Origin of the sequence: Rhizobium sp. Leaf341 (genome assembly GCF_001424325.1) — a bacterium.
Classification (GTDB): domain Bacteria; phylum Pseudomonadota; class Alphaproteobacteria; order Rhizobiales; family Rhizobiaceae; genus Ferranicluibacter.
The window spans coordinates 303485-329295 of sequence record NZ_LMPE01000003.1 but is presented as its reverse complement, the minus strand read 5'-3'; the positions used below and the strand labels follow the sequence as shown (position 1 = coordinate 329295).

Below are 25811 nucleotides of genomic sequence, written 5' to 3'. Positions count from 1 at the left end.
GCTACCAACACCACAAGAGGAAACAACCATGGCGCGGGAAACCCTTCCCGTCGCCCTTGACCTGATGTTCGGGCACGAGGGCGGCTATTCAAATGCCAAGACGGACAGCGGGGGCCCGACCAAGTACGGCATCACGCATAAGACGCTGGCGGCGCACCGCGGACTGAAGTCGGTCACGGCCGCCGAGGTCAAGGCGATGACGCTGGCTGAAGCCACGGCGATCTACGAAAAATCCTACTGGACGCAGTCTGGCGGCGATCTTCTGCCTGTCGGCCTCGACTATGCGGCCTTTGACTTCGGCGTGAACTCCGGACCCGCGACGGCGATCAAGAAGCTGCAGGCCGTGCTTGCCGCCGCAGGCGTTTACACTGGCAACATCGACGGGCATATCGGCGAGCAGACGCTTGCCGGCGTGAAGGCTTACCCGGGCGGCGTTCGAATGCTGATCATCGCCTATTGCGACGAACGCATGAAGTATCTGCGTGGTTTGGGCGGGTCCACGGGCTTTGGCCCGAATGGTCGCGGCTGGACGATCCGCGTGACCGGCAAGGATCCGCTGAAGAAGTGGAAAGACCAGCCGGGCGTCGTTGGCAACGCGCTTCGCATGACCAGTGCAAAGGGTCCGGATCCTGTGGCCGTGGTGGCGCCGGTCGAGGCTGCGGCCAAAGCAGACACCAAGATCACCGGCCTACCTGAGATCCTGAAGAAGCCGGAGGCATGGGGCCCGCTGGGCGGCCTCCTGTCGGCCTGTGGCGCGATTGCCGCCGGTAGCGGGCCGTTGCAGTGGGCGCTGGCGATCGCGCTTGTGGCGGGCGTTCTCGTCGGCGTCTGGTACTTCGTGCGGCGTGTGAGGCGAGGGGCTTGATCATGTTCGCAGGAATATGGGCCAGGATCCAAGGCTACGTCGCGGCGGCAGGTGTGGTGCTGGGCATCGTCATCTCCGCCTTTCTCTACGGCCGCACTGACGGCAAGGCAGACGCGGCCGCAGAAGTGGCCAAAAACAACGCGCGCGCCAGACAAAAATCCAAGGAAGTCGAAAATGAAATCAACGGTCTGGATGATCGTGGCGTTGACGATGGTCTCGCTAAATGGATGCGCGACGGCAAGCGGTAACTATTGCGACATCGCGAGCACGATCAGGCCGTCTGTTCTCGACAGTATGACGACGGAGACCAAGCGTCAGATCCTCGCAGAAAACGAAAAGCTCGCAAACCTTTGCGGGGTAAAGGCATGACAGAACCAGTGCCCGGCCGCCTCGTCGAGCTCTCCGAGGATACGCGCAGCTGGCTGGCTGACCTGCGGGAAGACGAACTCAAGACCCTCAAGGAAGTCGTGAAAATGCCAGCGGACGATGTTCGTGACGGCTTCAAGATGGTGCGCGATCTGCGAACCGTCGCGCGGTTCCTGCGGTGGCTCATCTACGGCGCGATCGCGATCTTTATCGCAACCGTCGCGCTCTACGAAAACGTCCTGAAAATATGGGGCTGGATCAAAGGAGTGCCTGCAGCATGAAGCGCATTCTTTACGGCTTTATCGCCGGAGCCACGGCTGCGATCGTGGCCGTGAGTTCTTTCAACATGGCCGTCATGGTCGTCGACCGCGAACCTCCCATCACCTACCAGGCAGCCCGCGCGATCGACACGGAAACAAAGCCAGGCGGCACGATCGAGGTCGAATACAAGGTTATCCGCAACCGTATCTGCCCGGTGGTCGCCAAGCGATGGATCCACGATTCCGCGGGCCAGAAGCATTCCGTGCCGCAGTACACCGTTGGCGCCGATCTGACGGCGGGCAGGGAAACCTATCGTCGGTCGATTACCGTTCCAACGTCTGCGGCGATCGGTCCGGCACGCTATGAAGTCGTGCTCGAGTACACCTGCAACCCTCTTCAAAAGCTGCTTGGCCCGACGACCGTAGTGTCTCCGCCGGTTCGCTTTGTCATCGTGCCTTAAGGGCCGTTTTCTCAAGGATTCATCATGGCTTATCGTTCCGGCAATTCGTCGGCCGCGCGGGTTGCGCGCATGCATTCGACAGCAAGCTACATCGGGAAGGGGATCGTCGCGTCCGTAGGCCCGTGGGCGCCCACTCCCGGCGCCATTCTCGACATCGACTTCGCAAGCGATCGCGCTTACGCGGGCGGCCAGACATTCACGAGCATCGCGGCATATCTTGCTTCTCCCGGCCTGTCTTTCACCCGCGCCAGTGGGAAGACTGCAGTCCGTCGGGATGGCACCCTCAACTTGTTCGCCAACGACGCGCCGGCGCGCACAGGACGCGGCGTGACGCTCGAGCCTGCCATGACGAACTATGCGCCATACAGCAGCGATTTCACCGCAGGCTGGTCGTTTATCCCTGGCGGCACAGGCGTTCTTTCGGCGCCGGCAAGCGCGACTATTTCCGCGACCTTCCCGCTTCCGGACGGCATGAATGGCGATGTCGGCAAGGGCTTCACATGTACGGGCCTTGTCTGGGACGCGCCTCGCAGCCGCTTTCTGGTAGGCAATGATGGCCGCAATATCGAGACGGGCGGCAATGGGCTGGTGAAAACCTCGATCGTCGCCCTCAACGCTGCTATGGCCAAGACTGCAGAATGGGCAATCGTGTGGCCAGGAGACGCCACGAACAATTTGGGCATTCAAGGGATAACGATCGACACGCCCAACGACCAGGTTGCGGCTGTTACCCCCGGCCACGACTTTATTGCCTTTTTCGATCCCACCAGCATGGCATATGTGGGGAAGATCGACTTGCCAGTTGGCACGCAGCCCAACGGGCTTGCCTACGATGCCAGCCGCGACGCCTTCTGGGTTTCCAAGACTGACGCGTCGGTCATCAATCTCTTCAGCCGCGCCGGCACCATCATCCGGACTTACCGCCCGGGCGTGCTGGAAGCGCAGGGTCTTGACCATCTCTCGCGTATTGAGGCGACCGACGAGCTCGTCTTCACGTCTGGTGCGAACGGTTCGTCCGGCATCGTCTGGACGCTTGATTGCGGCAAAATGCGGGTCAAGCGCGCGATGACGGTCGTCGAGGCCAAGGCAATCGAGGGCGTTGCAATTGTCGGTTCAACTATCAACGTCGTCTCGGATGGATACTTCCACGGTGCGGGTGCGCCCTACAACGTCAACGCGCTCCTGAAGTACCCTCTCTCGGCCCTGGTGGACTTCGCCTACCTCCGGCTCTGGCAGGACTTCGAAAGCCTGAACGGACTAGCGGTGAAGGCCGATCGGCTCATCTTCAACAAGGGCGCCGGCCAGACACAAGCCGATTTCTCGCTCGTTTCCATCGGTGGCCTGGCGTCCGGCGCAAGCGCAACCAAGACCTTGTCCATGTGGGCGAAGAGCGCGGACGGTGCCACCTATACGGCCTTCATGCGCTGCGACACGACGATCCAGAACATTGTCATCGGGCCGAACTGGCAGCGCTACTCGATTACAGGCACAATGGTGTCCGCGCCTTCGATCCAGATCGGGCTGCGCAAGGGGAATGCGCCTTATCTGACGGACGACTTCTGCGACATCGTGGTCGGTGGCGTCCAGTTGGAACTCGGATCTTTCGCCACCAGCTTGCTCGACAATCCCGGCGCCGCGGCTGTTACGCGCGCGACAGACGGCGGCGTTCTCGCTGTCGTTGCTGGCCCGAAAGATCTCATCGCTACATTCGACAACAGTACTATGCAGACGATCGCGGCCGTGAACGGCAACTATGCTGTCCCGACCAATCTCAATCGATCGACGCTCGCGCGGTTGGTGGCCTTGGCGGCTTAGGCTGCCACTCCATCATCGAAAATGCCAAACCAAATTCTTCTCATTGAGAGAGCACTGATATGTTAGATGAGCATAGTCTCGCAAGTTCCATCCCGGCGGAGTGGACGGCGTTTGAAATTCGGTCACTGGCCAAAAGGGCGCGATACCGCTGTGAACTGTCCAGAATTGATGACGAACTTGGCGAGATCATTAAAGTCGGCTTTGGCGCCACCGTCCATCTGGCGGTATGTGCCGCCGTGGCTTCCGCACCTATGATAGAGTCAAGATGACGTTATTCCTCACAGTGTCCACTTGTGCGATCATAGATCGTAGGTTCCACAAAACTCTCCGTCCCGCTAGTGGAACATCATCTGCAAACACTAGAAGATGAACGTCGGACATTTGCCGGTAGATGTCTCCCATAGACCCAGCTGGAGATTTTAACCTAGACGTTATTCTGTTTGGAATGGGCACCGCTACTTCCAGTGGACTGAGTCCTTGATTTAGAAATCGCGCCCCGAGAATGGCCACGCCCATATTCCCAAGGGTAGCTGGTGTAATAATCGCTAGCTCGACGAGAGTTCTGTGTTTCCCTATAATGTCTAGGTCGTGGAGATCCTTGATCAAATTTCCGCCGCCGGCGTATGGCTTCTGTTGCCGCACAATGTTTTGAAACTTTTCGCCCAATCTGTGCAGCTGCCGCTTCTTGTCGGCAAACATTTCATCCAAAGCGCTTTCACTACTGGCAACTGGAAACATCAGCTGACGCGAGGATACTCCCTTCAGCAGTCCACACTCGTAAACGAGAAGGTCCAGAACGGCCCGGCAATTATGGATACAATCGATCATGCCGTCTTCGATCTCTTCAGGAATGGCCTTTGACGGAACTCGGATGTGTTCGTAAAACCCCTCGCCATCCGGCCCGATTGTTTGCCAGTTAACTGATAAATTGCTTCGGAACACGCGGTCGAGATCAACAAGGCGGTCGTAGAGCGTAATGGCTCGTCGAAGTTTTCGCGCTGATGAATAAAAGGGGTCCCGCGTCCGGCTCATGCCTTGTCCCGCGTGGCTGGATGTTTCCCGCGATACTCTTTTTCTGGTGGACCTGATAACGGCGCAAATGGATAATGTGAGGATGTTCCTGCCCCTGCAACACGGAGCTCGCCTTGCGAATGACTAGTGAGCGTTGCTCGTTTTCGCCAAGCTAGGAAAACCCAAGCTTCGCCGGAATTGTTGTAATAGCGATGGAGCGACGGCCTAAAAGTAATCGGGCCCTCGAACCGCCTGAAGTCTGCATTCTCGCCGTTCGAGCTCCAAGCAAATACAGGCCTTCGCCGGGTAACGTAAGCCCCGTCCAGATTGCTCTGTTTATTTTCTCGAAGTCGAGCGTGAAAGGCTGGCGTACACCTTTGACGGTTACACCATGCATTGCGAAGGTCCCAGCGGCTAGTTTGCACGCCCATGATTCGAGAGCAGAGCCGTCGATGAATATCCAATTCGGTGCGGGAACCGTCTGCCTGTAGTGAAGTGGGCTGAGCTTTTCGCGCAGCTCTGCGTAAAGCTTTCCAGCCATTTCATCCAGCGGCGCGAGGCACTCATTATGGCGTTTACATAATATGTTGCCGCCATGCGAGTTAATCCCAATGATCACATCCTTTTCGGGATCAGCGTCTCGAAAACCACGCGCGCCGATTTCTTCCCATTGCTTAAGAATGCTCTTTGAAAGAGGGTGTTCTAGAGAAATCTGATTATCGCAGTCGCAAGTGTCTCCCATATAGCATTTTGGGTGAGAGTATCCGGTCGTCGGAGGCTTCGGCGAGTGGTTGAATGCCGACGAACGATATGCCCCATCGATGGAACGGCAGCATTTCGCTATAGGCTTCCCACTTCGGCAGGGGCAATGTGGCCCTAGCCAAGGAAGCCGCGTTTTTTGTTTTTGCATAACGATCTCCCGGCATTCTCACGCTGCCAATGAATTACGATGATTAACTTGCATATCAAAATGTAAGCTTAGATTGAACTGCTTGGCACCCCATCACCATGTGGTGGGGTGGCCGACTTCGCACCACCATCCTATCTCCGCCTCCATGAGCTCCTATGAAACCCAGTTTCGCGCCATCGTTGGTGACAATCATAAGCCGTCCGATCACCTCGACAGCGATCAAGCGCAAGCGTTGTCGGCGCAGATTTTCGGAATGCCCGACGTGCAGATCGTTCGGAATGGATTCTTCATTCAGTACGAAGGATGGTCGATTGACCAAGACGTGTACCTATCGGTTTCGGTCACGGATGATCATCTAAGCGGGACGCGCGCGCTGTGTGAGCCAAGTATGGATATCGAGCGAGTTGTCGGCGCGGATTCCTGACGGAGACGAACCGCGCTACGATTCGAACACGGCGCCACCTGGGCCATCCCGTGCGTTATGTTCTGCGGGGTGGGAGCGGCATTATCGAGCTAGCCGTCTTTGATGGGATGAAAGCATCGGGGGAAGCGATCGACGCGACTGCGGGCCGAGGACGTGACCGCAGGTAGCGGTTCAACGATCCCCTGAACCATGGCAAGGACAAAACCGAGCGTCGGTCCTTTGACATTTGGTCACTGGCATGACTGAGCCAGTACATCTGATTATCAGCTTGTAGTCCCGTCTCCGGTCACCCGGCGGCGGGGTTTTGCGTTTCGCCTTCTGGTCCGATCATCCGGACGACGATCGCTATGATGTACTAATATCAATCGTCCTCATCGCAGGAATCGATCTCACATTCAGACTCATTAGTCGTGCGGTTTGCGCACTCGTTTAGAGCCTTCGTGCGAGCACCGTCCTCTGAAGAGTAGTTGTAGCTGTAGCCATAGCTGCCTTCCTCCGAGACAGCGATGCAGCCCCAAGCGAATGCGGATGTATTGGAGCCAACAAGTGCTCCAGCAATTGCCAGAGCGGTGAGTGCCGCCCGTACAATAGTCGTCATGTTATTCCCCCCCAGTGCGGCGAAAGTGCCGAATTCCACGTAACACCAGAATTGGAAATCTCAAATGCTTCTTCTCGGCCTGGCTGAACTCAATTGAGCCATTGAGAATGCGCTTCGCCGCTCGCCGACGCGCACTTCCGCTTCTCAGTTCGGAGAGGGGTCAGTTGTCGCGGATGCCGGCACGATGGTCGTGGTGGGAGCCTGTTCTTTGGGCTGATAGCCAATCCAGAATAGCGACACAGCGGCAACCAGCGCGAAGGCTGCGAGTAAAGCGGCTCGTTTCATCCCTGGCTCCTGATCTTGGTGCACGCTGAACGTGCGCTCAACTTTGTTTGTTTGCCAGACTGAAGTCCTACTGCTTCTGCCCCGTATCCGGTTCCCGGGGGTGGGGTTGTTTTAGGAAGAAGCCATGCTCGATTTCCGCAAAAAGTGGCTCGGCCCGAGCTTCCAGAAGCACCACATCCAGCTGGACGACGAAGTCTACATCGTCCTGCATCGGTTCACGGAAGCTGATCGCGGCTACCCGCATGACCACCCATGGAGCTTCACCACGACGATCGCCAAGGGCAGCAATGTTGAGGAGCTCTTTCATCTAGACGGCACAAGTGAACGCGCTGCGCAAGCGCGTCGGTTCATTCCATGTGACGGCCGGTCACATCCACCGCATCGTCGAGCTGCCCGAAGGAGCATGCGTCACTGCGGTTCTCTATGGCCTGAAGGAGTCGGAGTTCGGCTTCTACCAGTTCAGGCCGGATGGCGCTAGGCAGCGCCGGTGGGATGAGGCTGAGTGGAGCTGGGCATGATCGTTTGGCTCATCGCCTCATCTTCGGCCTAAGCAAGGATTACCAAGCTTACCGGCGCCTATGATCGGGAGCACTTTGATTGTGCGATGGGCTTCGGCCCGCCCGAAGACATCGGTCGTTGGCGCTGAAGGAAGAGCGAATGACCACCGGCAGACCGGCAACGTTATGTCAGTCCCTCGCACTTCTGCACTCAGGCTATCTCGACCAGCACGAACTTTTTCCTACGAGACGAGTTCCGGTTTCCTACGGGAGGCCCGAGATGGAAAGTATCGAAAACTGGTTGCATCATGAGTTGAAGGGTCTGATGCCGCAAGGCACTGACGCCCAGGAAAAGGCCGACGTGAAGCTTTACGCTGAGAGGCTTTGGCATGCGGGAATAAGCGCTGGCTACACGAACGATCAGCTCAAGGAAGCTTGTGGTGGCGACATCGAGCGGTATCTACTCGATCAGCTCCACCGCCCTTGAACGTTACCTGATCGCCACGCCCGCCAGCGCCTCCATCCCGCGTCGAGCATCCAATGCGCTACTGATCCCGCATACCGGAAAAGGAGCCGGGTACTCTTGCCTGGCCTTAAACTAGCTTATCGATCGCAGCTTCAATGCTTGGCCTTAAATCAGGTGGGCAGCGCCTTATTCGCACATTTGCAATGGTCGTGTCGAAGGAGGCGAGTTCTCAATCCCTCGCTCTGACAGAACATCCGCTATCCATGACATCTTAGGCACGAATCCGTAAGTCGCCTTCACTTTCTGCTGAATAGCTCGGTACGTTGCCTTCTGACCCTCCCAAATCATGCGAAACGCAAACCAAGCCACACTGATGCGGCTTGCGGCGATGGGGGTTTAGACGACCAATCATCATCTAGTGATGGGTAACGTTGTTTCGCATGTGGACCAGAAGTTTGATCGGATCGTAGCCAAACTCGCGGCTGTATGCCTGAATGAGCCGTGCCAGGAACTCCTGGGTTTCACCGGCAGCCGCATGCATCTGCAGATGCCGGACACAGTCTGCGAATGATGGATTCATGCGCGTTCTCCGCGCTGTCGAGCAAGCCGCCTCATGAATAGGAGCCGGGCACAATGGCAAGAAACAAGGCGGTGGCCAGCCCAAGGATCAGCGCGCATTCTACGACAACGAGCAGTACTCGACGGATCAGAAATGAGCGTCGTGCTGCGATAGGGGACCGTGCGTGGTCGAACACCGAATGACTTCGAAGGGGAAGGCTGCGATAAGCTGCTTTTCCTTCCCACTCATCGGCTGCAAAAACAGCGGTGTATTTGGCTAAGGGCTTCTTGGAAGACATGATGTCCTCCTCATGTTGAGGCCAAGGCTTTTAGCCCTTAAGCGGCAGCGCCCGCTAAATTTGCTGCAGAAGATTAACTCTGCGCTTTATAGGTGAAGATGGCAATAGAGCTATGCGCAGAGCTTTACGCAGGCCGCGACCGATCACAGCTGACCATTCATGATCATATGCGAAGTCACGTGAATCGGATAAGTGACCTGAACGCAAGCTCGCCTGCGACGGCACCGTCCTCGGTGGTGATTTCAAAGCAGCTGCCGTCGATGACGTGATTAGCCAACACCTTCTCAGCGAGCATTTCCCGCGCAGCTTGAGATGCTTCCTCGTAAGCTTCTTCGAAGGTAGCAAACTCGGCACCTTCCAAATCCCGATCGAGAACGTCATGCCTCCGAATGTTGAAGTAGTAGTGGGTCATGATGGCTCCGTTCAGTAAGCGCACCGAACAGCCTAACGGCACCAACGTTCCCAGCCCAAGATGATTTGGCGAGGTTTCATGCTCTTTTTGCGCCGTGATAGCCTCAATGCGGCGCGACTTGACTCACGCCGTTCGTTCCGCGCGGTGGAAGCGGCAATCGATGTAAGAGGTTCTAGCACCAAGGGCTGCAAGGCTAGTTACGCAGGCTTTTAGGTAAAGTAACCGACTTGCTAGCTGGTCCTTCGATCGTGAAACTCAGATCGAATTGGACTACCCCTTCCGGGTCGACAACCACCATCTCCCACGTGTCGCCCATCCAGCTGTTCATTTCGCCATCATTTATCATCTCAGAAAAGGCCCTCAGCGCTTCCATTTTGACGTCTTCAATCGTCTCAAAATCCAGTCCCACTTGATCTACAGCGAAAATGCCATTTCGAACGTGGAAAAAATAGCGGGCCATTTCTAGGCCCTTTCTGCGATAGCTTTTGAGTAAAGCCGATATTAACGGCGCATAAACTGCTTGATAAGGTCGAGCTCAATGTGACGTGTAACGTAAAAAATTTCCTCGCGGACGCTCAAATCATTTGGCGCGGGAAATTTCGGCCGAGTTCACTTGGCAACTAGGCTTTGTCATTGTCGTGCTCATGGCCTAAGGCCCGCTCGGCAACCTTACTCGCCGTTGTCTAGTGACTGAAGCGGTGATTGGGTCGCAGTACCGCGTGATACCGAAAACCTCATGCCCGTTGATCTCAAGGCCAATGTCTATAGCCTGCGTGAGACCACGCACGGAAGAACCTCTTCCAATTAACTGTCGTGCGCTTTGTAGATGGAGATAGCAATAGTGACAGGGATATCTTTTGCATGGCCATTATACGCGGCAGCATTTCCTACTGTTATGATTGCAAAAAAACGACGATTTATAAAACCTGCAGTCAAAAAATGAAACATACAAACGCTTTAGTTTAAAATTTCACTTAACAATTGGTTGATTTCGTGTAACGTTGAGAACGTCCTAAAACTAAAGAGTTTGGGTAATTTGAGTCTATACAATTCTTGTTTGATGTGGGCGTCTCCCGCATGCGGCGCCTTGCGGGCCATTTAATCTCTATGGCGGACAGTATACGCATAGGTACGCGCCGGGTCGTCTCAAATCGATTTCAAAGTTTCGGCACAGTTGTGCAGTCATTAATTGGAGCGGACATGATGCCCGTCGCAAATTCAGTTATCGCTCATTTACCACTGCTACAGCCATACTACCCGCAGCGTGGATTGGATGACTTGCAAGGCGATATGGAGGTTTCCAAGCTCGCTATCATCGATGACCGGCCACTGGAACGGGAGTGCCTGGCGCGAGGTCTTGTAGCGAACGGTCTTCGCATGAACGTTGAACTGTTTTCAACGATCTCTCTGTGGCGCAACGCCGCAAACACTACCTATGTCGGTATACTTATTAACATTGGTCGCGACGATTTCAGTAAGACTACCCTCCGGCGGGACGTCCGGCAACTGGTCGCCGACTATCCTGATATTCCTATAATCTTTCTTGCGGTAAATAGAGAGATTCGGCAGGTCATCCATGCTTTTGAACTTGGCGTTCACGGCTATATCTCGTCAGCGATCGGCCTTGCCGTCTGCGTTGGCGCGATTTCTCTGGCTGTAGCTGGTGGCGTTTTTGTCTCGGCCGATAATCTTGATGAGCTGCGCCAGCTAATCGCGGTCTCTACGGATAGAGATCAGCGGCGTAGTGAAATTTTCACGAGCCGCGAGATCAATGTCATTGATGCGCTGCACAAAGGTAAGCCCAACAAGATCATCGCATATGAGCTTAATCTTCGGGAGAGCACGGTGAAGGTGCATGTCCGAAACATCATGAAGAAGCTTCAGGTACGCAACCGAACTGAGGTGATATTTAAGGTCTCCGCAATGTTCGACGACTGAAGTCGCGACGAAGTCGGAGTATCAGAGTTGCTACAACTTTCGGATCTGGAGTGCACCCCGTTTCACCGGACATGTCGGCTAGTTTGATTTATCCCTGATGAACTGCCGAGGGGAAGGTATCTTGAGCGCGGAATGGGGATGGATTTCGTTATAGTCCTCAACCCATCCGTCGATGAGCCGGAGCGCTGTTTCGGCGTCCGGTAGTGCTGCGATGCGGATATAGTCCCGCTTCAGGGTTTTGACGAAGGCTTCCGACATGCCGTTCGACTGCGGACTGGCCATCGGCGTGAAGCAAGGCGTCAGATTGAACGCCTGGGCAAACAGCGTCGTGTCCCTCGCGGTGTAAGCAGAACCATTGCCGGAGAGATGCTCGATTGCGTGCGGGGCTCGGGTTGCAGCGAACCGCGTCGCGCCTTCAAACCAGCTATACCCGCCATCGTTGGTGGTTCATCAAAGCGGTCGTCGTTTTCAGCGAGGCTCCTCGCCCATGCGCCAGAATCAAACGCTACGGCTTCAGTATAGAGAAATGACGGCTACGTAAGGTCGTGAAGGTCTTTGCCCAAGGCCGGTCCCAATTGCCACTCACTAAATCTGACCTCCAAGCCTTCACGTTCGGGTGTGCAGCACATTGGCCCAACGAGATAATGGTCAGCTTTTGGGAAAAGACAGAGGCGGACCAGTGGCCAAGTTTGCCCATCCTGTGAAGCTTGTATCCTCAGAACGCCGTTCTGGACGGTCACCCTTATCCAGAAATCTGATGGGTTACCTTCATAACGCCCCGTTGCCCAGTCGGAGGCTTCATCCGTCAGCACACTGCCGAGCAAGCCATATCCATCCGAGAATTCGATCCCAGTCTTTACCCACCGTCTTTCATCAAGCCTGACCATGAGGCCAGCCTGATCGTAAAGATGCTCAAAATTCGCTTGGACTCGAACCTGGGCAGTGAAATCGCATTGGGCCTTGAATGCGTAAAAGTGGCCGCTGTCTCGCACAAATCCATAGTGCGTCTCTCGCCAAAAATCCGTGTTGGCGTCAGTTGTTACGGAAAGTTCGGGATCCGAAGCATTTATTTTTGTGGGCTCATTGAGCCACCTTCCATTTCTAAGACTTCGCAACAGCGTCTCCTATGACACAACCAGCGGACTTGATCAGCTTCAACTTTCGTAAAGCTGTAGTTCCCAAAGATCCGAATTGCCGCCAACAGGCAGGGTCTGACAGGTGACGTCCGCTTCGGGCCTTCATGGACGTCGAGCACATCAGAGGCACTATCTCCTAAAACTGCCTGTCCGCTTACAGTCCTATAGCAGACGCCGCCGCACCATCATCACAGGGTGGCGCTTCACCCCCGGCTCGATCATGTGCGCAAGGAGCTTCACATCCACCGCGAGATCAATCGCAGGTAATAGTGGTGTGGCCCGCGCGAAGAAGAGAGGAGTGGGACGGCTGACAGCAACGAAGTCAGTCCATTGCCGGCTCGTCACTGTACGACCATTCTTTGAATCGTTCCGTGCGGCCGGCCTTGGTAAGGCGGTAAGACGGAATACGCCCATCCATTTCGATTTCGACTAGTCCCAGATCGCGGGCGACGATAGCAGTCTTCAACCCCACGCCCTTCGGCGCCCTTCTAAGCTCGTAAGTAGCAAGAGCGGCGAGCAGTTTTTTCTGGCGATCGTTCTTGGGAGCGCGCATCGCAAGGGGCAACTAAGGGGCACAGACACGAAGTGTCGGGCGCGTGGGCGTAATGGCGAAACCACGATCATCGCCGATGAAATACAGGTGCCGGAGGCAAGCCTCCGAGGACGATCAAGTTTTGCAGACATTTCTCGCCCGACAGCCCATTTGCAAAACTGTCACACCCGCACCTCGATAGAGGTAGAGTTGTGTCGCATGATTCTCGCTGGGACTCAATCGAACGTTGAGCAGCACGTGACTTCATTGACCGTCTCCTCCTAAGGCGTTCTGGCGGCGTCTGGCTTGCGGCAATAGCAATCACTTGCAGCGCAAACTCAGACGCAGATGGGCTAAGTGAGCAATACCGCCGCTGGCTTTGTCGCCTCTGATCGATTAAGCCAGCCGACTTCAGCTTGCCCAAATGCTGACAAGTTGAAGTATGCGAAATACCAAGCATTGCCGCTAGTTGTCCTACCGTAAGTTCGGTCTCGAGCAGGGCGTTCAGGATTTTAATGCGTTGGGTATTACGCAAGGCACGCAGCAGGGCTGAAGCACGATACGCCTCATCTTCGGTCACTAATCATCCTTGAATCGCATGGGTTATCAGGTCCTCAGTGGGGCTTGATAGGAGCCGCTCTTAGATTCGCAGCTGTCGCCAGCACGGTGGCTTGCTCGTGCGAGAGAAGGACCATCGGCACACCATCAACCACCAGCGCAAGGCCGGATCGCGCGTCGACTACTGACCACATATCGTCAGTGTCATGAAGGACTATGTAAGCGTCTTGTTGATAAGGATCAGGCATAGGCGTCAATAGCAAAGCCAGCCACTGCCATCAAGAATATAATACAGCTATTTCTTATCGAGCTTCGTAGTGATTTTTTTGTGCGGAGTAGGTTGGGTATCGCACGCTATTATCAGATCTCACGGCCGTTCTTACGAGTTAGGTACATATTTGCTCTTCGGGACAGGCATTGAGGTATCAAGGATTTGTCCGAAACAAACGACAGCGACACGCTCTCCAGTCGCTTTGGCAATATACATATACTCGTCGGCGCGCTCGACGTATGACAGGGCCGTGTCATACGCTTGCAGGAAAGTAACCCCTACAGCTGCCCCGGTTGATGTCACTTGTCCATTGACGGGTATGGGCTTGAACACGCGTTCCATTGTCTTCAGGAGTTGTGACTGAAGGTCACCGGCCAGCTTGCGGTCAACATCTAGGACCACGACGAATTCGTCACCGCCGATCCTCGCGATAAAATCGGTTGCTCGAAAGCTTTCCCGGAGCCGACTTGCTATCGTTTGGAGAACCTCATCCCCAGCGGAATGTCCAAGGGTATCGTTGACGGCCTTGAATTTATTGAGGTCGATGAACGCGAGTGCGAGTTTCCGGTCGTTTCGCAGGTTTCGAGCAACAGCCTCTGCAAGGAACTCGTCAAACGCGGCGCGATTGGGTAGGCCGGACAGAGCGTCCGTACGAGCCGAGGCCTTGAGGGCATGTTCAATCTCACGCTGTTGCCTAACGCGGGCCGAGACGTCGAGGATGATCTCGACGTCGAACGAAATGTTATCGATCACTGTGCGCTGCGCTGAAATCAAAGTCGGAACAATGGTGCCGTCAGCGTGAGCGATATCTACTTCTTCAAGCTGATACGATCCTTCTTCCGCGAGTAGCCGATGTCGACGATCTCGTGCCGGATTATCGATGGCGGCGCCTTCGTCGGTCAGCCGTTTGCCCTTGATGTCGTCCCATTTCAATCCTGTGAGGCGCAAGTAGGCTTCGTTCACCTTGACATAGGTGGAAGTTCGCGCGCCGCTTGTCGTGATCGACATGGCAATGGGTGATAGCTCGAACATACGCATCAGCATGGAAACAAGATGTTCCGTCGGCAGATCCTGAGCTGCAGGCGCTGTTTGATTTGCATCAAATTGCTTCTTGGAATGAAAGCTTATTGCCGAAGGCACGGCAGGATCCTGAGGGGCCCCAGTGGCAACCACCGCCGACCGTTCAACCATCTCTAGGATTGTTCGATAGCGCGGACTTTTTGCCCCGAACTCTTCTTCTGCAGAAATCTCCGTGATCACGCCAAACCACTTTAGGATCTTGCCGCCGGTGTCGACATGGGGCTTTGCCCGGCTCAGCATCCACTGCCAGGTCTCGTCCTGAAGCCGCATCCGAAACATGGTTTCGAACGTGTTCCCGGTGGGCAGCCATTCCAGCCACTCCTGCCTCACGCGCAGCCGATCATCGGGATGCATGCGGTCATACCAATCGACGATCCGATCAGCCGTGGTCAGTTTGGAGGTGTCAGGTGTCGGACCCATGAAATTGACGACACCGCTGGCATCGCTCGACCAGGGAATGTTGGGACTGAGCCCTATCGACCAACGCGCGTGATCCTCCGTTTCCATCAACGCCGCTTCGATACGCCTGCGCTCCGTCATGTCGATGGCCGTCACCGATATACCGATCGGCTCGCCAGCATCATCGTCCACGCGCTGGTTGATGACGAAAAATTCTTTTTCATGCCCGATCGGCTGGTAGTCTTCTACGGTGACGGTTTCGCCGTTCAGGACTCGCTGAAGATCTCTGGTGACGTGGCGCGCTTCTCTGCCGGGCATGAAGTCGTGGACAGTCCGATTGACCATCTGGTCCGGCGTCAAACCGAGCATCTGGGCAAAGCGGGTATTAACGCTGATGTGACGAAGATCCAGGTCGAGAAAGGCGAAGCCTATCGGCGCTGTGCTGTACAGCACATCCAGTTGGTGGACACGATGGAAAAGCGAGGCGTTGGCCGCCCGTGTCGGCATTGCCTGCTGCTCACGGGAATTGAGAAGCCGAAGGGTTTGTTGACCATCGGCCGGTCTCCCGAAAAGCCAGCCTTGGCCGACGTCACAGCCAAAACGACGTAATAACGCTGCCTGCTCATCCGTTTCTACACCCTCTGCGACGACTGTCATGCCGAGGCTCTGCCCCAACCCGATGACGGAAGCGACAATTTTTCGGCTTCCACTGTCGTGCTGCATCGAGCGCACGAAGCTCATATCGATCTTCAGCTTGTCAAAGGGAAAGCCATGCAAGCAGGTCAAGCTCGCGAACCCGGTGCCGAAATCATCCAAGGCAAGGCCCATGCCAACGGACTTGAAGGATTGAATGGTTGACTTAACAGTCTCGTCATCTTCCAGAAGAGCACTTTCGGTGATCTCGACATGGATCCTGCTCAACGGAAATCCTGTCGCACTGATCGTCGTGGTCAGAAACTGAAAAAGATTTGGGTCGCGAAATTGAGTGGGCGAGATGTTGATCGCGAGGACGAAGGACCCTGGCCAAGTCACCGCTTGGCGACAGGCGTCGGTCACGATCTTGCTTGTCAGCGCATTGATAAGGTCACTCCGCTCGGCAATTGGAATGAAGGCGCATGGCGCAATCGCCTTACCATCTTCAGTGCTCCAGCGTGCAAGGACTTCGAAACCGAAAATTGCGCCGCTATGGATGTCAACGAGGGGTTGAAATGCCGGCCATATCTCATTCGACGATATCGCTTTTCGCAGCGATTCTGCCGTAGCGATAGCGGTTTGGGCCATTGGTGGCCGCTTGGCCTCGACCGAGTCGGGCGACTTTTGCGAGCGTTTACTGCTACGTTGGCGACGAGTTATCATAGCGCTTCCACCTGTACGGAAGCACAGTGGAGAAACTTATTTAAAGACTGATTAGCTTTGCAGTCTCGATGCTAGCAATTTGTTCCCGTCCAACACTTACCTAGGCTGTTCCAATGTGGGGGACGTCATCCAAAGCGTTCGTTTCATCAGAAAGCTGCTCCAAGGAACAATTACATGATAGTGCTTTGCGATAAGCTTTCCAACCTCCAATACCGACGTCCCTCGCGCTTAAAGTCCGGTCGCCTACATTAAATCGACTTTCGTCATCAAGTTGAAGACGAGGCCGTCTGCTCGATAATTCATTCGCGCCTCGACGCCTACCGACATGGCCAGGGTCTTTTTTGATCATGCGCGTTCCAAATCCACTGCCTGAAGGTAGTGAGACTTGCGGCCCCAAGTCCACCCTAGAGATCAATCGGAGGTGACCCACGACGAACGCGCGGCTGCGCACGGCCAGGCTATTTACCTCTGTGCCCATCACGACTAATGGTCAGCTGTTAAAAGCATATTAGATAAGGGTTTTTTTAAATGTGGCTTGTCCTCACCCAGAAGAACAACATAACCACGGTGGTCGATTTCGGAAAAGTTGCCTATTTTTGGCGGACAACCGAGGATGAAACCCGTATTGAGTTTGCAGAAGTTGTCGTCAACTCTAAGCAAGTTGAAGTCTTTAAGAGCATCACGGTTCTGGAAAAATTGGAAACTATCAGCAAAATGCTGAAGGCACGACCTGCACAATAGCTGCAATTGGCCAGCTTTGCGCCCGATGATGTTCACAATACAAGTGCTGCGTACAACGGTTTGAAAGCGGCGCGACCCGGACCACCCCGCGCTATGTTCTGCGGGGTGGAGGTGGCATTTCGATCTCGCACCATCTTACGGGTGAAAGGCATCGGACGTAGCGATCGATGGGAATGCGCGGGTGCCAGAGGTAAGCCTCCGAGGACCGTAAAGTTTTGCAGACATTTCCCGTCCGACAGCCCATTCGCAAAAACTGTCACACCCAAACCTCTTGCGAGGTTACTTCATCTGCCATGATTCTAGCTCGAACGAAATAGGTTTAGCCAGCCGGGCGGCCTCTCGAGCGTTTCCGTTTTGGGTCAATCAACGGTGCATGCTCTTCGCCTACAGCGATCAGCTGCTGCAAGGTTTTGGACATAGATGGCGCGATCCTGCAGTGTTGAGATTGCTTGTCTCGTCTCTGAGCGAGAAGGCCTGCTGCTTTGAATATGAGCAAATGCTGTGAAGTCGCGGATGGAGAAAGCCCAATTATGTTCGCCAGATCCCCGACTTTTATCTCCCGCTTGGCCATGCCTTGCACCATCCGGACGCGCATGGGATTAGCGATTGCTCGAAGAATGTTCGCTGCACGCCCGGCCTGGTCTTCCGTCATGATGTATGCTCACCTTTGATATGCACTTTAACGGCAGCGTGGTAGGCGCTCTTCTCGGTCCCTTTGGTCCTCCCAGACCTTCGATCCCGCGTTGCCGGCTGCGCGTTACCTATGACACCACCTCTTATGGCTGCAAAGAACCTTTTCCATCGTTTCCCTGAGAAGGGGCCAAAAGGCGAGCGCTTATGACCCGATTGCCAAAGTAAAACCGAGTATGCGGCCTATACGATCCGCCGTCTTAAAGTCGTCTTCATTGAACATGGGAGGCTCCGATGATCCCAATGCAAGCTCACGCAGTGCCAGTAGATAGTCAAGACTGCACATCAGCTCCTGCGATGGCTGCAGCGACAGTAGCTGCCGGTCCCCGAAACATCCCCAGCACGAACCAACGAAGCAAAGGGAGTTGATGCGTATAGGCGATGAACATTGTGCCAACGATTGAGGCAGTCCATACGACAGCTATTTCCATTGTCCGCCCCGGGAAGTTCTGAGTTCATCAATTATCAACAGAGCCCAGACGATCGAGCTGTGAATGTGGCCTTGTTAAATTAACGATTGATTTTGCGGAAAACCGGAATACGAATGCGTGGTCTTCCGCCGGAGGACCCTTCATTTGATGCGGATAAGCCATGCTTACGAAGCTCAACGTCCTTGTGCTCGAAGACGAACCTCTCATCGCTCTGGATATCGAAGACACTCTGGAGCGAGCCGGGTTCGGCAGAATCACCTTATTGCATACCTGTCGTGATGCGCTGCACTTCCTCGCACAAGAGAGACCCGATGTCGCTCTGATCGATGTCCAATTGCAAGACGGTGTCTGCAACGAAGTGGCTGAACATCTCGCTGCTGCGAATGTGCCGTTCGTGGTCTATTCAGGCTTGGAAGAGGCCGCTGAAGAGTTGGGAGAAAGCTTCCGTCGCGGACGGTGGCTGCTAAAACCTGCCTCAGCCAAAGATCTGGTCGAGGCTTTGGAAGGGAGTGTGGCCGGTGCCTGACATCAGGAAAGCGTCGAGCTGAGTTAATGGATGGATCTTTGAAGGGGCCCATCCCGTATCACTGTGTCGGCGGCGATCCAGTAATTTTAATGCAGCAACCGGGTACCGCGTGTCGCTTGTTCAGCAACTGGCGTGACGAGATAGATGACGGAACCCTCCGGATCGAGTGAGAATTCTCGCGGCTCAGCTCCCGCAGTGATCACCTCGATCCACTCTTCGAATGTTGCAACGAGCAGATGTCCAGTGATGTCGAGTAGCGAACGCAAATCTGACGGTGTCATCACCGATGTCGCGAGGAGGACGTCATGATGCATGACTTCGATTCTGTAATTTTGCATAAATGGGCTTTAGCTGAGAGGTAGGTTGCATTCCTTACGCTACAGTACGAGCAGCTTGGCAAATGCATTGCGATCACATGCTTACCAGTAAAGTTAACTTCGAGCCTGCTAACCAGACGGGCGCTCCTCTTGAAACCCTCTCGACAAGCTCCTGCCATCTGTATGACGAGGGAACGAAATGCTGTTTGGTAAATTTGTCACCTGAATGACGGAGGCAAAAATGCGGTATGAAGCCGGCATGGCATTCTTCTTCGACGTGTTTTCGAAGTCAGTCCTGATAACGTTCCGCGGCCGAGAGTACACCCTGCAGGGCCCTTACCCCACCCAACGTGTCGCATTCCAGGCAGCTGAACAGTTCTGTCTCGACCGTGGTTGGGTCGATCCCCATGCAAACACCGATGGTCGTCAGAAACAGCAATAAGCAGTTGCAATTTTCAGCAACTCTATTTTTAGGGTTGCGTTTAACACGCCTTGCGCAAGCTTTGTGCGTTATGTTTTCCTGAACCCAGACCATCCGGGAAACACAACATGGAAGAGAGAGAATACTGCATTGAACATCTGACCGCCGCTCAGCTCCTCGCAAGGCAAGCAGGGGATATCATCTTAGCTTATCTCATAGGCATGGCGTTGATGCATGCGCAGGGTCTCGGCGATGAAGATGATGCTGAGATCGACGAGTTGGCGGAGCGGTCGGCGTGATTTTAGATGAACGCGTCCGCTCGGATAGCTTCGCTTAAGTTCACCATGTTAATGACACTTCGGAGATTGGCTGTACCGTTGCCCGGTTACAATCTCCGAGGTGCTAACAAGACTGCAGAGCCCGTAGCACGAGCTACGGGCTTTTGCGTCTAGAACATCAAAGAGCTTAGCACTGCGGCCCCGTCATCTGCCGCCGGCGAACGCCGTCCGTCCGGAAGACCTCGCGATGCGCCTTTCCGGTCCGGCCGCTGGTTTCCCGAGCAGATATCCCTGAGCATGCGCGCAGCCTTCGTCGATAACGATCTGATACTGGGCCGGTGTTTCGATGCCTTCCGCCGTGACGGGCAGGCCTAGCGAGCGTCCGAGGCTGACCACCGACCGCACGATTGCACGGGCATTGGGATCGGTGGCCATGCCTGCTATGAAACTCCGGTCGATCTTCAGGCGGTCGAACGGAAACGACTGAAGGTTGCTCAGCGAGGAGTAGCCCGTTCCGAAGTCGTCCATCACGATTTTCACGCCAAGCGCTTTGATCTGCGTCAGGATATCGAGTGTCATGGCACGGTCCTTGAGGAGCGCGGTCTCGGTGATTTCAAGTTCCAGTCGCTGCGGGGCAAGCCCGGTGACATCCAGAATGCTGCCGACGACGAAAGCCAGGTTCGCCAGCCGGAACTGGATGGCGGACACATTCACCGCGACCTTGAGCGCCGGGTTCCAGTCGGTAGCCTGCCTGCAAGCTTCCATAAGTGCCCATTCCCCGATCGCGAGGATAATGCCGCTCTCCTCCGCGATCGGTATGAACAACTCCGGAGAAACATTGCCTCGCGTCGGATGCGTCCAACGCAGCAGGGCCTCGTATCCAACAGTTTGACGAGGCTCCAGGGCCTCGATGGGCTGGAACACGAGATGAAGCTCGTCTCGGGCAATCGCCTGGCGCAGGTCGCCTTCCAGAAGGCGACGGTCGCGCCGCTCTTGATCCATCGTGAGATCGTAGAAAGCGTGCATGCCCCGCCCGCCGGCCTTTGCTCGGTAGAGCGCGACGTCGGCAGCCTGCGTCAGCGTGTCCGCGTCAAGTCCATCCTTTGGATAAACGGCGATCCCGATGCTGACCCCCACCGCCGTCGGGTCTATGGAGACGTTCATTCTCTCCCGGAAGGCCGCGTGCACGCGTTCCGCAAGCGCTCCGGCGCTCACGTTACCCACCCCTTCCGACGTGAGTATCACGAATTCGTCGCCGCCGATCCGCGCGACCGTGTCGCCTCCGCGGCAGCAGGCCCTGAGGATGCCCGCGACATCCCGGAGCACTCTGTCACCCTCGGCGTGACCGAAGAGGTCGTTGACGGCTTTGAAGCGGTCGAGGTCCAGGGCGAGAAGGGCGAATGGCTTTCCGGTCTCAGCGCCATGGGCGAGCTGCATCTCCAGACTGTCCTGGAACGTCGATCGGTTGGTCAGTCCGGTCAGGATGTCGTGGCGGGCGAGATACTCCACCTTTTTCTGTACCGTACGCCGTTCCGTCAGATCACGAAGCGCGATGACCTGGGAGGGTCGTCCACCGTATTCTATGGTATGGACCGCGATTTCGAAAACGCGGGCCTTTTCTCCCAACAGGGGAACTGCTTCCAGAGTGCCCGTCCGTGCGGCGTCTATCGGTTGGCCGTCCGACGCGGTCATGAGGTCATCGGGCCGCAAGCCGACGAGGGCGGCGGCGTCCCGATCGAGGAGACGGGCGAACCTGGCGTTGACCTCGATGATCGCGCCATCCCGTACAATTGCCAGACCGTCGAGCGTCGAGTTGGCGAAGCCTTTCAGGTCGACGAGATGGCGGTCGATGACGACGGCGACGATGGACGATGCAAGGATTAGCAGCGTGACCATCGCGACGGAGCTGGTCAGCCAGATGGTGTCCGCCGACCCTTTCGTCGAAAGGGCGATGGAAGGGTCTGGCGTGATGACGGTCGCTGCCATCGAGGTGAAGTGGAGGACACAGATGCCAAGCACTGCCGAGCCAGCCGCAGGGACTATGCGCATGCGGGTCCGCACGTGCTTAAAGGCCAGAAGACATAGAGTGAAGAGGGCGAACGCGATGGCGCCTCCTGCTGCGATCTCGGCCCACTCGAAGTGAAGCCGGGCTGCCGCCTCGAGTCCGGCCATTCCGACGAAATGCATCGCCGCTACCGCAAGCGTTATCAAAGCGGCGGACGTCGCTAGCCTGTAAACGTCTTGGAAGCCACCCTGGATAGCAAGCCAAAAGCCCACGATGGCGATAAGGGCCGAAAACGCAGTGAGGAGAAGGTCAAAGTGTAGGGTGATACTCCCTTGGTAAGCGAGCATTGCGACGAAATGCGTAGCCCAGACGCTCAGTCCTGCCGAACATGCCGCGACAATGCGCCAGTTTCGCCTGCGCGCGTGGGTGTTTTCTTCCGCACGCATCAAAAGATGGAAGAAGGCGAGCATTCCGATGGAGGCGATGACGGCGGAGACCGACGTGATCGCGGCGTCGTGTCGGTCGGTGACGCAGTCCAGAACGGTGAACATCAGGTTCTCCTCCGCCTACTGCACGAGAACGGGGTTGGCGCAGTCCACGCCCGTTACCTGGATATCGGCTTCTCCCACCCGTACTCCCGCCGTCGCCAGCACGCTGTCGAGCAACGCGTCGACACTCGGAGTAACGGCGCCCAGAGTCTTTGCCAGCGCCGCCTGCAGGACTTTCGGCGGAGTCAGTGACAGACCGAGGAGCAGCTTCACTTCGACTGAAAGGTCCAGATTCGTGATGAGCGACTGCGTCGCCGATGTCGTGAGACCCGTGCTCGACACGGACTTCGTCATGCCGCTGGCGATGGCGGACGGCGAAAACGTGACCCTCTTGAGCTGCGTGCCGCCGACGGTCGTCGACGACATCCCGTCGATCGCAAGCGCTGGCGTATCGACGAGCCTTGTTCTCGTCACCCTCGGCTTCGAGCCGAAATTCTTCATGGCTGACGTGTCGACGGAGCCAATGGACACCTCCGCGACGCCGGGTGCGGCGTCGATGCTCACCGTGGCGTTGTCGGGCTTGCCGCCGTGGCATTGGATGTCTGCGAGCTTCGCTTCGGCGTGTGCGACCTCCACATAGAGGGGCAGGACGATCTTCGTTCCAAGAAGTTCGGCAAGCCCGTCGATCCGGACCGTGGCGGAGAGGCGCACCTGCGCCGTTCTGACCGCCTCGCCTGGTTCTCCGATGCGGTACGGAGGCGCGCTGACCGGCGGCTCGCCGACGGCGAGATTGAGATCGACGGTTCCAAGGCCGGGGAGGGCAGCCTGCGTCTGGACGGAAACGAGATCGGACCCGTTCGCCACCGACGCGCTCGACTGCAGGAGATCGAGCAAGCCCACTTTCATCGCGATGCCGTTTTTTGCATCGACCCTCAAACGCGACTTCGAACCGAGGTCGACGAAGCGCCCGAGCGTGAACTTGTCCCCGCCCGGGGGCACGATCCTGCGGAGTTCGCTGACAAGGCCCGACGCTCCCGCGGCGACCCCGCCGTACTTTGTCACGGCGCTCAGGAGCTGAGGCATAGTGAGCTCGGTCTGGAGAACGTCTTCGTAGGTGGCGGCGGTCAGGTTGAGGTCGGTGGCCAATCCCTTCGACAGGCGGAAAAGGTCGATATCGGCCGCCGCCAAGGAGCGGTAGTCCACGGCGCTGAACGTGAGCTTCGCGCCGAGCATTCTGCCTAAAATGGCGTTGAGCAAGCCGCCTTGAAGGCTCGCGAGCCGTGACCCGATCGAAAACGCGGCCGTCTTCGATATCGCGGCGGTCCCGGTCGCCGACAACATCGGCGGAGCGGTGAACATGCCCGCGAAGAACAGCGTCCCCGGCTGCTGCACATGGACGCGAACGGCATCCGCCAGCTGCGCGGCGGGCTTGAAGCGCTCGTCGGGCGAAAGCGCTGGATCGGGTGCGTAGCGTCCCTTTTCGACCGTGACACGCCCGGTGGGCGCGGCGACGGTCCCTTCCGGAAGCAGGGCGCCTTTCGGCGACTTCCATCCCTGCGGGGTCTTGAGAACCATCGCAAGGCCGTTGTTGTCCAGATGGGCGAGGAGTGCATCGTCCGAATGCGCCATGTCCGAGGCGACGGCGATCGCGGCAAGGTCCGCCACAGTCTGGAGCTGTCGGTGCTCGAGCGTCAGCTGACCGTAGTCGACGGCGACGGCGACGATGCCGAGGCAGGCCGGAAGTGCCAGCGCGGACATGACGGCGATGTTGCCGTCCCTACTGGAAACGAGTTTCGACAACGAGCCCATCATCACACGCCACCGATACGGATGGTCGTGGAGCGGACGATCGTCGAGCTCGGCATCGCGAAGGTCATCAGGTTCCAAATCGGAAGGTCACTCGCGTCGTAGGTGAGCTTGACGGTGAACTGATTGGCAACTGCCGCATCATCTGCAACCTGAACTATCAACCGTGCCTGGTTGATCAAGGCGTATCCTGCAGTCGCCTGAGACGTCGCGTACCCTGTCGCGAGGCTTGTTCGCTCCGCGGGTGAAAGTCCCGCGACAGCAGAACGGGCTGTATCCGCGGCGATCTGCTGTAGAGAATGACAAGCACCGAAGTATATGCCCCACCCGAACATGCTAAAAAGCATGCAGATGAAGAGCGGAGCCAGCATTGCGAACTCGATTGCGGCAACGCCCTCTGCGTTGCGCGAAAAGCGTGACATAATATTCATCACAACCTCACGGTCTATTGCGGACCGAGCCCCCTCGGTGCGCCATTAGGTTGCACTTCATTTATTAACGATGTATTAAAGACACATTCACTAGTTTTGGTGAGATTTGGAAGCTGCTATCTCCGGTTTTATAAAGCGGCGGGACCTGCACATTGGTCTGAAGGGGAAAATGTCCGAGAGTTTTCAGCGGCAAGTCCCAATTGTGGGGCAAACTCTGCGGGCGTGCGCAACATCCTCAGTAATTCTCCACGGCGACGTTTAGTGTCTCCCTGACAAGATGCTCGTAGAAGAAATAAAGCTGTTCCGACGCCTTCGTTAAAATGGAGGACGCTCTTGCTGATTCGAAGATCAACATCGGCGTGGTCGGCTTGAGTAAGTTCGTCCATGGAGCTCTCTTTATTCCTGTCCTCGCGGTGATCATGATGAATGCATGGACGGTAACAAGCTGCATAGTGACACGCCACCTTGCAAAGCTTAAAAGTTTTCGAAGCTTCCCAAGCTGTATATAGCTACCGAAGGCAAGTTCATTTAATGCTCCTTCGAAGCTCTACCCATCTCGAATTGTCAGTAAGCTCAGTCCTTCGGCTGTTTAGAACTGCGCTCTCGGGCGGCTTACGAACGGCTGCCCGAGACGCTGCTATCTGCTCGGCGCGCTCCATCGTCGATAGATGCGGAAACCAATCATCGGCTTCCTTTTTGAAAAACCAACCTGTCTTCTCTGGATAGACGGCAGCAAACCATGTGATGAAGAGGCCAACGGGGATGGGCGACTTCCCAGCCAGGACAGAATAGTCGAGGCAGGCAACCAGAATGATCGTCTCCGCATCAAGATCCGTGATGTCGTCGAGAAGGGCATCTGGATCGCTGTTCGCGTGCTTGGCAAAATTTCGAGGACGATTGGAGGTGTCGTTTATCTGCTTCTCAGTAGAGCCGTGCACCTCAACGAACTTCTTCCGCATCCTTATTTTTCCAGTGCGTTTCAGCAGTTGATCGCAGATCTCACTGGCATTGCTGGCAAGCTGATAAGCGGCCAGCGGCTCATTCAAAAACCACTGAATATGTATGGCTGCCAGTAGCTGCCGTCGCGCGGCATCAAGCTTCGATATGGTCATAATAAGATCCCAGGCAGGCCTCGTTTTCGGCGGATCAAGAGCGTGCCACGATCTATTACAAATGTCTT

At 56.1% G+C, this 25811-nt stretch carries 31 protein-coding genes and 1 pseudogene; 13 read left to right on the top strand and 19 right to left on the bottom strand.

Annotated features, from left to right (window positions below):
* Positions 1 to 28: 28 nt before the first annotated feature.
* The 5 genes from ASG03_RS03200 (at position 29) to ASG03_RS03180 (ending at position 3767) form a co-directional block, all read left to right on the top strand.
* Positions 29 to 865 carry a glycoside hydrolase family 108 protein gene (locus ASG03_RS03200; protein WP_062692145.1) on the top strand — a complete coding sequence of 279 codons (837 nt, stop codon included), beginning with the start codon at positions 29 to 31 and terminating at the stop codon, positions 863 to 865.
* Positions 862 to 1113: a hypothetical protein gene (locus ASG03_RS03195; RefSeq protein WP_156381717.1), complete on the top strand. Its 252-nt coding sequence runs from the start codon at positions 862 to 864 to the stop codon at positions 1111 to 1113. The genes ASG03_RS03200 and ASG03_RS03195 overlap by 4 nt, the downstream gene beginning before the upstream one ends.
* A gap of 117 nt (positions 1114 to 1230) precedes the next feature.
* Positions 1231 to 1512, top strand: a complete 282-nt coding sequence (locus tag ASG03_RS03190; protein WP_062468522.1) for a hypothetical protein — start codon at positions 1231 to 1233, stop codon at positions 1510 to 1512.
* Complete coding sequence (locus ASG03_RS03185) at positions 1509 to 1952, top strand: hypothetical protein (protein ID WP_062692138.1); 444 nt, start codon at positions 1509 to 1511, stop codon at positions 1950 to 1952. The genes ASG03_RS03190 and ASG03_RS03185 overlap by 4 nt, the downstream gene beginning before the upstream one ends.
* Before the next feature lie 24 nt (positions 1953 to 1976).
* Positions 1977 to 3767: a phage head spike fiber domain-containing protein gene (locus ASG03_RS03180; protein WP_062692136.1), complete on the top strand. Its 1791-nt coding sequence runs from the start codon at positions 1977 to 1979 to the stop codon at positions 3765 to 3767.
* Between the two features lie 249 nt (positions 3768 to 4016).
* Here the strand turns inward: ASG03_RS03180 and ASG03_RS21330 are convergent, their stop codons facing one another.
* Both ASG03_RS21330 and ASG03_RS21325 read right to left on the bottom strand, forming a co-directional pair.
* Positions 4017 to 4799 (bottom strand): hypothetical protein, encoded by a 783-nt coding sequence (locus ASG03_RS21330; RefSeq protein WP_156381716.1) that lies wholly within the window; start codon positions 4797 to 4799, stop codon positions 4017 to 4019.
* Between the two features lie 151 nt (positions 4800 to 4950).
* Complete coding sequence (locus tag ASG03_RS21325) at positions 4951 to 5520, bottom strand: hypothetical protein (protein ID WP_156381715.1); 570 nt, start codon at positions 5518 to 5520, stop codon at positions 4951 to 4953.
* 313 nt (positions 5521 to 5833) lie between these two features.
* On the opposite strand from ASG03_RS21325, the gene ASG03_RS03170 reads away from it, so the two are divergent.
* Positions 5834 to 6112 (top strand): hypothetical protein, encoded by a 279-nt coding sequence (locus ASG03_RS03170; protein WP_062692131.1) that lies wholly within the window; start codon positions 5834 to 5836, stop codon positions 6110 to 6112.
* Positions 6113 to 6473: 361 nt separating this feature from the next.
* Here the strand turns inward: ASG03_RS03170 and ASG03_RS22215 are convergent, their stop codons facing one another.
* Together ASG03_RS22215 and ASG03_RS03165 are read right to left on the bottom strand one after the other, a co-directional pair.
* Positions 6474 to 6710: a DUF4189 domain-containing protein gene (locus tag ASG03_RS22215; protein WP_156381714.1), complete on the bottom strand. Its 237-nt coding sequence runs from the start codon at positions 6708 to 6710 to the stop codon at positions 6474 to 6476.
* Positions 6711 to 7062: 352 nt separating this feature from the next.
* On the bottom strand, positions 7063 to 7302 hold the full coding sequence (locus ASG03_RS03165; RefSeq protein ID WP_062692129.1) for a hypothetical protein: 240 nt from the start codon (positions 7300 to 7302) through the stop codon (positions 7063 to 7065).
* Positions 7303 to 7315: 13 nt separating this feature from the next.
* Between ASG03_RS03165 and ASG03_RS03160 the strand changes: the two genes are divergently transcribed.
* Both ASG03_RS03160 and ASG03_RS21320 read left to right on the top strand, forming a co-directional pair.
* Positions 7316 to 7513 (top strand): hypothetical protein, encoded by a 198-nt coding sequence (locus tag ASG03_RS03160; protein ID WP_062692127.1) that lies wholly within the window; start codon positions 7316 to 7318, stop codon positions 7511 to 7513.
* A gap of 259 nt (positions 7514 to 7772) precedes the next feature.
* Complete coding sequence (locus ASG03_RS21320) at positions 7773 to 7979, top strand: hypothetical protein (protein ID WP_156381713.1); 207 nt, start codon at positions 7773 to 7775, stop codon at positions 7977 to 7979.
* Positions 7980 to 8373: 394 nt separating this feature from the next.
* Here ASG03_RS21320 and ASG03_RS21315 read toward each other — a convergent pair whose 3' ends face one another.
* The 4 genes from ASG03_RS21315 to ASG03_RS03145 form a co-directional block, all read right to left on the bottom strand.
* Positions 8374 to 8538, bottom strand: coding sequence for a hypothetical protein (locus tag ASG03_RS21315; protein ID WP_156381712.1), 165 nt, complete (start codon positions 8536 to 8538; stop codon positions 8374 to 8376).
* A gap of 31 nt (positions 8539 to 8569) precedes the next feature.
* Positions 8570 to 8815, bottom strand: coding sequence for a hypothetical protein (locus tag ASG03_RS21310; RefSeq protein ID WP_156381711.1), 246 nt, complete (start codon positions 8813 to 8815; stop codon positions 8570 to 8572).
* A gap of 175 nt (positions 8816 to 8990) precedes the next feature.
* On the bottom strand, positions 8991 to 9227 hold the full coding sequence (locus ASG03_RS03150; protein WP_062692122.1) for a DUF6894 family protein: 237 nt from the start codon (positions 9225 to 9227) through the stop codon (positions 8991 to 8993).
* A gap of 193 nt (positions 9228 to 9420) precedes the next feature.
* Positions 9421 to 9687 carry a DUF6894 family protein gene (locus ASG03_RS03145; RefSeq protein ID WP_062692121.1) on the bottom strand — a complete coding sequence of 89 codons (267 nt, stop codon included), beginning with the start codon at positions 9685 to 9687 and terminating at the stop codon, positions 9421 to 9423.
* A 740-nt stretch (positions 9688 to 10427) separates the two neighbouring features.
* Here ASG03_RS03145 and ASG03_RS03140 point away from each other — a divergent pair.
* Positions 10428 to 11165 carry a response regulator transcription factor gene (locus ASG03_RS03140; protein WP_244475140.1) on the top strand — a complete coding sequence of 246 codons (738 nt, stop codon included), beginning with the start codon at positions 10428 to 10430 and terminating at the stop codon, positions 11163 to 11165.
* 78 nt (positions 11166 to 11243) lie between these two features.
* On the opposite strand, the pseudogene ASG03_RS03135 reads toward ASG03_RS03140, so the two are convergent.
* The 4 genes and pseudogenes from ASG03_RS03135 to ASG03_RS20920 all read right to left on the bottom strand — a co-directional run.
* Positions 11244 to 11570, bottom strand: a pseudogene (locus tag ASG03_RS03135) (integrase core domain-containing protein); the annotation flags it as partial.
* Between the two features lie 128 nt (positions 11571 to 11698).
* On the bottom strand, positions 11699 to 12280 hold the full coding sequence (locus tag ASG03_RS20930) for a DUF1349 domain-containing protein (RefSeq protein ID WP_082475511.1): 582 nt from the start codon (positions 12278 to 12280) through the stop codon (positions 11699 to 11701).
* Between the two features lie 641 nt (positions 12281 to 12921).
* Positions 12922 to 13413, bottom strand: coding sequence for an ArsR/SmtB family transcription factor (locus ASG03_RS22210; RefSeq protein WP_082475510.1), 492 nt, complete (start codon positions 13411 to 13413; stop codon positions 12922 to 12924).
* Between the two features lie 357 nt (positions 13414 to 13770).
* A complete protein-coding gene (locus ASG03_RS20920; RefSeq protein WP_162241355.1) occupies positions 13771 to 16422 on the bottom strand; it encodes an EAL domain-containing protein in 2652 nt (883 codons plus the stop codon).
* Between the two features lie 603 nt (positions 16423 to 17025).
* On the opposite strand from ASG03_RS20920, the gene ASG03_RS03120 reads away from it, so the two are divergent.
* Positions 17026 to 17238: a hypothetical protein gene (locus ASG03_RS03120; protein WP_062692116.1), complete on the top strand. Its 213-nt coding sequence runs from the start codon at positions 17026 to 17028 to the stop codon at positions 17236 to 17238.
* 319 nt (positions 17239 to 17557) lie between these two features.
* On the opposite strand, the gene ASG03_RS22205 is transcribed toward ASG03_RS03120, so the two are convergent.
* The gene (locus tag ASG03_RS22205) at positions 17558 to 17890 is read right to left on the bottom strand and encodes an ArsR/SmtB family transcription factor (protein WP_082475508.1); all 333 of its coding nucleotides are present in this window, start codon (positions 17888 to 17890) and stop codon (positions 17558 to 17560) included.
* 629 nt (positions 17891 to 18519) lie between these two features.
* Between ASG03_RS22205 and ASG03_RS03115 the strand changes: the two genes are divergently transcribed.
* Positions 18520 to 18885 (top strand): response regulator, encoded by a 366-nt coding sequence (locus ASG03_RS03115; protein ID WP_062692115.1) that lies wholly within the window; start codon positions 18520 to 18522, stop codon positions 18883 to 18885.
* A gap of 86 nt (positions 18886 to 18971) precedes the next feature.
* On the opposite strand, the gene ASG03_RS03110 is transcribed toward ASG03_RS03115, so the two are convergent.
* Positions 18972 to 19199: a hypothetical protein gene (locus ASG03_RS03110; RefSeq protein WP_156381710.1), complete on the bottom strand. Its 228-nt coding sequence runs from the start codon at positions 19197 to 19199 to the stop codon at positions 18972 to 18974.
* A gap of 244 nt (positions 19200 to 19443) precedes the next feature.
* Here ASG03_RS03110 and ASG03_RS03105 point away from each other — a divergent pair, with 244 nt between their 5' ends.
* Positions 19444 to 19644, top strand: a complete 201-nt coding sequence (locus ASG03_RS03105) for a hypothetical protein (protein WP_156381709.1) — start codon at positions 19444 to 19446, stop codon at positions 19642 to 19644.
* Positions 19645 to 19751: 107 nt separating this feature from the next.
* Positions 19752 to 19922 (top strand): hypothetical protein, encoded by a 171-nt coding sequence (locus tag ASG03_RS21305; protein ID WP_156381708.1) that lies wholly within the window; start codon positions 19752 to 19754, stop codon positions 19920 to 19922.
* Positions 19923 to 20105: 183 nt separating this feature from the next.
* Here ASG03_RS21305 and ASG03_RS03100 read toward each other — a convergent pair whose 3' ends face one another.
* The 5 genes from ASG03_RS03100 to ASG03_RS03080 all read right to left on the bottom strand — a co-directional run bounded on the left by ASG03_RS03100 (position 20106) and on the right by ASG03_RS03080 (position 25743).
* Positions 20106 to 22457, bottom strand: coding sequence for a bifunctional diguanylate cyclase/phosphodiesterase (locus ASG03_RS03100; protein WP_082475507.1), 2352 nt, complete (start codon positions 22455 to 22457; stop codon positions 20106 to 20108).
* Between the two features lie 15 nt (positions 22458 to 22472).
* Positions 22473 to 24206 carry a pilus assembly protein TadG-related protein gene (locus ASG03_RS03095; RefSeq protein WP_082475506.1) on the bottom strand — a complete coding sequence of 578 codons (1734 nt, stop codon included), beginning with the start codon at positions 24204 to 24206 and terminating at the stop codon, positions 22473 to 22475.
* Positions 24206 to 24631: a TadE/TadG family type IV pilus assembly protein gene (locus tag ASG03_RS03090; protein WP_062692106.1), complete on the bottom strand. Its 426-nt coding sequence runs from the start codon at positions 24629 to 24631 to the stop codon at positions 24206 to 24208. The genes ASG03_RS03095 and ASG03_RS03090 overlap by 1 nt, the downstream gene beginning before the upstream one ends.
* 128 nt (positions 24632 to 24759) lie before the next feature.
* Entirely contained in the window at positions 24760 to 25017 is a 258-nt protein-coding gene (locus tag ASG03_RS21300) for a hypothetical protein (protein WP_156381706.1), read from the bottom strand.
* Positions 25018 to 25155: 138 nt separating this feature from the next.
* Positions 25156 to 25743: a hypothetical protein gene (locus tag ASG03_RS03080; RefSeq protein WP_062692102.1), complete on the bottom strand. Its 588-nt coding sequence runs from the start codon at positions 25741 to 25743 to the stop codon at positions 25156 to 25158.
* Between the last annotated feature and the right edge of the window lie 68 nt (positions 25744 to 25811).

Coding starts and splice junctions, on each gene's coding strand:
- ASG03_RS22205 (WP_082475508.1), bottom strand. CDS start 17,890: ATGACGGAAGACCAGGCCGGGCGTGCAGCGAACATTCTTCGAGCAATC.
- ASG03_RS03145 (WP_062692121.1), bottom strand. CDS start 9,687: ATGGCCCGCTATTTTTTCCACGTTCGAAATGGCATTTTCGCTGTAGAT.
- ASG03_RS03200 (WP_062692145.1), top strand. CDS start 29: ATGGCGCGGGAAACCCTTCCCGTCGCCCTTGACCTGATGTTCGGGCAC.
- ASG03_RS03090 (WP_062692106.1), bottom strand. CDS start 24,631: ATGAATATTATGTCACGCTTTTCGCGCAACGCAGAGGGCGTTGCCGCA.
- ASG03_RS03115 (WP_062692115.1), top strand. CDS start 18,520: ATGCTTACGAAGCTCAACGTCCTTGTGCTCGAAGACGAACCTCTCATC.
- ASG03_RS03150 (WP_062692122.1), bottom strand. CDS start 9,227: ATGACCCACTACTACTTCAACATTCGGAGGCATGACGTTCTCGATCGG.
- ASG03_RS03185 (WP_062692138.1), top strand. CDS start 1,509: ATGAAGCGCATTCTTTACGGCTTTATCGCCGGAGCCACGGCTGCGATC.
- ASG03_RS03180 (WP_062692136.1), top strand. CDS start 1,977: ATGGCTTATCGTTCCGGCAATTCGTCGGCCGCGCGGGTTGCGCGCATG.
- ASG03_RS21325 (WP_156381715.1), bottom strand. CDS start 5,520: ATGGGAGACACTTGCGACTGCGATAATCAGATTTCTCTAGAACACCCT.
- ASG03_RS20920 (WP_162241355.1), bottom strand. CDS start 16,422: ATGGCCCAAACCGCTATCGCTACGGCAGAATCGCTGCGAAAAGCGATA.
- ASG03_RS03100 (WP_082475507.1), bottom strand. CDS start 22,457: ATGTTCACCGTTCTGGACTGCGTCACCGACCGACACGACGCCGCGATC.
- ASG03_RS21330 (WP_156381716.1), bottom strand. CDS start 4,799: ATGAGCCGGACGCGGGACCCCTTTTATTCATCAGCGCGAAAACTTCGA.
- ASG03_RS03190 (WP_062468522.1), top strand. CDS start 1,231: ATGACAGAACCAGTGCCCGGCCGCCTCGTCGAGCTCTCCGAGGATACG.
- ASG03_RS21300 (WP_156381706.1), bottom strand. CDS start 25,017: ATGGACGAACTTACTCAAGCCGACCACGCCGATGTTGATCTTCGAATC.
- ASG03_RS03080 (WP_062692102.1), bottom strand. CDS start 25,743: ATGACCATATCGAAGCTTGATGCCGCGCGACGGCAGCTACTGGCAGCC.
- ASG03_RS03170 (WP_062692131.1), top strand. CDS start 5,834: ATGAGCTCCTATGAAACCCAGTTTCGCGCCATCGTTGGTGACAATCAT.
- ASG03_RS03120 (WP_062692116.1), top strand. CDS start 17,026: ATGTGGCTTGTCCTCACCCAGAAGAACAACATAACCACGGTGGTCGAT.
- ASG03_RS03140 (WP_244475140.1), top strand. CDS start 10,428: ATGATGCCCGTCGCAAATTCAGTTATCGCTCATTTACCACTGCTACAG.
- ASG03_RS03095 (WP_082475506.1), bottom strand. CDS start 24,206: ATGATGGGCTCGTTGTCGAAACTCGTTTCCAGTAGGGACGGCAACATC.
- ASG03_RS03110 (WP_156381710.1), bottom strand. CDS start 19,199: ATGCATCATGACGTCCTCCTCGCGACATCGGTGATGACACCGTCAGAT.
- ASG03_RS21320 (WP_156381713.1), top strand. CDS start 7,773: ATGGAAAGTATCGAAAACTGGTTGCATCATGAGTTGAAGGGTCTGATG.
- ASG03_RS21305 (WP_156381708.1), top strand. CDS start 19,752: ATGGAAGAGAGAGAATACTGCATTGAACATCTGACCGCCGCTCAGCTC.
- ASG03_RS21315 (WP_156381712.1), bottom strand. CDS start 8,538: ATGAATCCATCATTCGCAGACTGTGTCCGGCATCTGCAGATGCATGCG.
- ASG03_RS22215 (WP_156381714.1), bottom strand. CDS start 6,710: ATGACGACTATTGTACGGGCGGCACTCACCGCTCTGGCAATTGCTGGA.
- ASG03_RS21310 (WP_156381711.1), bottom strand. CDS start 8,815: ATGTCTTCCAAGAAGCCCTTAGCCAAATACACCGCTGTTTTTGCAGCC.
- ASG03_RS03165 (WP_062692129.1), bottom strand. CDS start 7,302: ATGAAAGAGCTCCTCAACATTGCTGCCCTTGGCGATCGTCGTGGTGAA.
- ASG03_RS03105 (WP_156381709.1), top strand. CDS start 19,444: ATGCGGTATGAAGCCGGCATGGCATTCTTCTTCGACGTGTTTTCGAAG.